The sequence below is a fragment of the Frateuria sp. genome (assembly GCF_013362045.1).
Taxonomy (GTDB): domain Bacteria; phylum Pseudomonadota; class Gammaproteobacteria; order Xanthomonadales; family Rhodanobacteraceae; genus Frateuria_A.
The window spans coordinates 1-2,016 of the sequence record NZ_JABFWW010000182.1 but is presented as its reverse complement, the minus strand read 5'-3'; the positions used below and the strand labels follow the sequence as shown (position 1 = coordinate 2,016).

3 protein-coding genes and 1 pseudogene are annotated in these 2,016 nt (G+C 67.3%); all 4 read left to right on the top strand.

The window, feature by feature from the left end; translation table 11 throughout:
* The first annotated feature begins 72 nt into the window (after positions 1-72).
* On the top strand, positions 73-588 hold the full coding sequence (locus HOQ08_RS08400; protein ID WP_291193237.1) for a hypothetical protein: 516 nt from the start codon (positions 73-75) through the stop codon (positions 586-588).
* A 12-nt stretch (positions 589-600) separates the two neighbouring features.
* Complete coding sequence (locus HOQ08_RS08395; RefSeq protein WP_291193235.1) at positions 601-897, top strand: phosphopantetheine-binding protein; 297 nt, start codon at positions 601-603, stop codon at positions 895-897.
* Positions 894-1,538 carry a hypothetical protein gene (locus HOQ08_RS08390; protein WP_291193233.1) on the top strand — a complete coding sequence of 215 codons (645 nt, stop codon included), beginning with the start codon at positions 894-896 and terminating at the stop codon, positions 1,536-1,538. The genes HOQ08_RS08395 and HOQ08_RS08390 overlap by 4 nt, the downstream gene beginning before the upstream one ends.
* 64 nt (positions 1,539-1,602) lie before the next feature.
* Positions 1,603-2,016: pseudogene (locus HOQ08_RS08385) on the top strand (AMP-ligase); the annotation flags it as partial.

The following is a 2,016-nucleotide window of genomic DNA, read 5'->3' as shown; positions in this document are numbered from 1 at the left end:
CGTCCCACGACGCGCTGGTTGCTGCGCTCCTGACGAGCCGGTCGCACATCCACGTCGCGTGCCTTTCCTCCCATGACAGAGCTGAGCTATCCGATCGAACTGGGCCAGAAGGAGATCCAGCAGGTGCTGCCGCACCGGGGGGAGATCCTTTTCGTCCGTTCCGTGACCGTGCTGGCACACGATCGGTACCAGGGCCGTGCGCTCTGGCCGGCTGATCTCCCGATCCTGCAGGGCCACTTTCCAGGCATGCCGATCGTCCCGGGCGTCTTCCTGATCGAGGCCGTCGCGCAGGTGGCCGGAGCGGGCATGCTGGCCGGCGACCCCTACGCCCGGAGCATGGGACCCGACTTCGTCGGCGTGCTGGCGGGCGTGCGCAAGTGCAGTTTCAAGCGCCCGGTGCTCGCCGGCGAGGCGGTGGTGATCGATGCCACCTCGCGCCAGATGTCGTCGACCGCGGCTACGGTGACGGCGAAGGTCAGCGCTGAGGACGATGAGATCGCCACGATCGACATCCTGGTGGTGAACGTCCCGCGCGGCAGCCTGGCGATGCAACCTGATGCCCCCAGAGGCATCCCGTCAGAAACCTAACACTCCCTTCCTATGACTACACCAGCTTCCGCCACCGGCACGTCGGCGCCCGACCTGGCCCTCGAAGCCGAACTGGCCGAGATGATCGTGAGCGGGCTCAATCTGGACGTGGCGGCGACCGACATCCAGCCCGAAGCGCCCCTCTACGGAGACGGCCTGGGTCTCGATTCGATCGACATCCTCGAGATCGCGCTGGTCATCTCGAAGAAGTACGGCCTGCAGATCAAGGCCGACAGCGCCGACAACTTCGAGATCTTCAGCTCGCTGCGCAACCTCGCCGCCTACATCGCCAAGAACCGCGCGACATGACCCGGTTGCGAAAGGTCATCCGCGCCTCGGCGCTTGCGCTCGGGGCCGCCGCCTACCTGGGCGTGGCTTTCGCAGCGTCTGCGATGGAGCGCCCGCCGGTGCTGCTGGTCATCGCGGGCATGTTGCCGATGGCGGCCCTGGCGGTCGCAGCCGGATGGGCCTCGCGCGCCCGCTACGTGGCGCTGTCGGCGTGCGCCATTGCGCTGGTGCTGCTCGTGCTGAACCTGCAGCGGCTGCAGGATCACGCAGCCTTCTTCTATTTCATCCAGCACGTCGGCGCCATGGGCGCGCTGGGCCTGACCTTCGGCGCGACCCTGTGGGCCGGCCCGGAACGGGCCTTCTGCTCGCGGATTGCAGCCTTCGTGATGCCGGGTCGCCTGGATGCGGACTACCTTCTCTACACCTGGAAGGTGACGCTCGCATGGACCATCTTCTTCGCACTCCGCGGCGCGGTGTCCGTCGTCCTGTTCTGCTGGGGACCGGTCGTGTGGTGGTCCTTCTTCGCGAACGTCCTGACCCCCGTCCTCGTCGGAGCGATGTTCGTCGCCGAATACGGAATCCGCCTCGTGGCCTTGCCGAGCCGGCCGCACCTGAACGTGTCCGAAACCATCCAGGCGTACCGAGCCTATCGACGCGGTTGAAGCATCGGTCGATGCCGGCCCGACCTTCGCCATTTCCGCACCACCGCCCCGATCTTCTGTCGACATGAAGACCCTGCCCTTGTTACCGCTGGCCGATGCCGCTGCCGTGCTGGCCCGTCACGACGGGCGCGCAGTCAGCCGCGAGGAGTTCCTGTGGCAAGTCGCGCAACTCGCGCAGCGGCTGCCGCAGATCGAGCGGGCCATCAACGTCTGCGCCGATCGCTACTGGTTCGCGGTGTCGCTGTTCGCCTGCATCCAGCGCGGCATCGTCAGCCTGCTGCCCAATTCGGCGGCGCCGGAGCACATCGCCGCGGTCTGCGCGGACACCGATGGCCTGCTTGCCATCGGTGATGCCGCCGACTCGAACGTGCCCCGCGTGCCGTACTTCCGCGTGGGACAGGGTGAGCGGTTCGCAGGTGCTTCGTCCGGACTGGCCCTGCCGCTGATTCCCGAGGACCGGCTGGTCGCGCGCGTCTTC

Excerpts from the sequence above, each read along its gene's own strand:
- HOQ08_RS08390 (WP_291193233.1), top strand. The coding sequence starts at position 894 with ATGACCCGGTTGCGAAAGGTCATCCGCGCCTCGGCGCTTGCGCTCGGG.
- HOQ08_RS08395 (WP_291193235.1), top strand. The coding sequence starts at position 601 with ATGACTACACCAGCTTCCGCCACCGGCACGTCGGCGCCCGACCTGGCC.
- HOQ08_RS08400 (WP_291193237.1), top strand. The coding sequence starts at position 73 with ATGACAGAGCTGAGCTATCCGATCGAACTGGGCCAGAAGGAGATCCAG.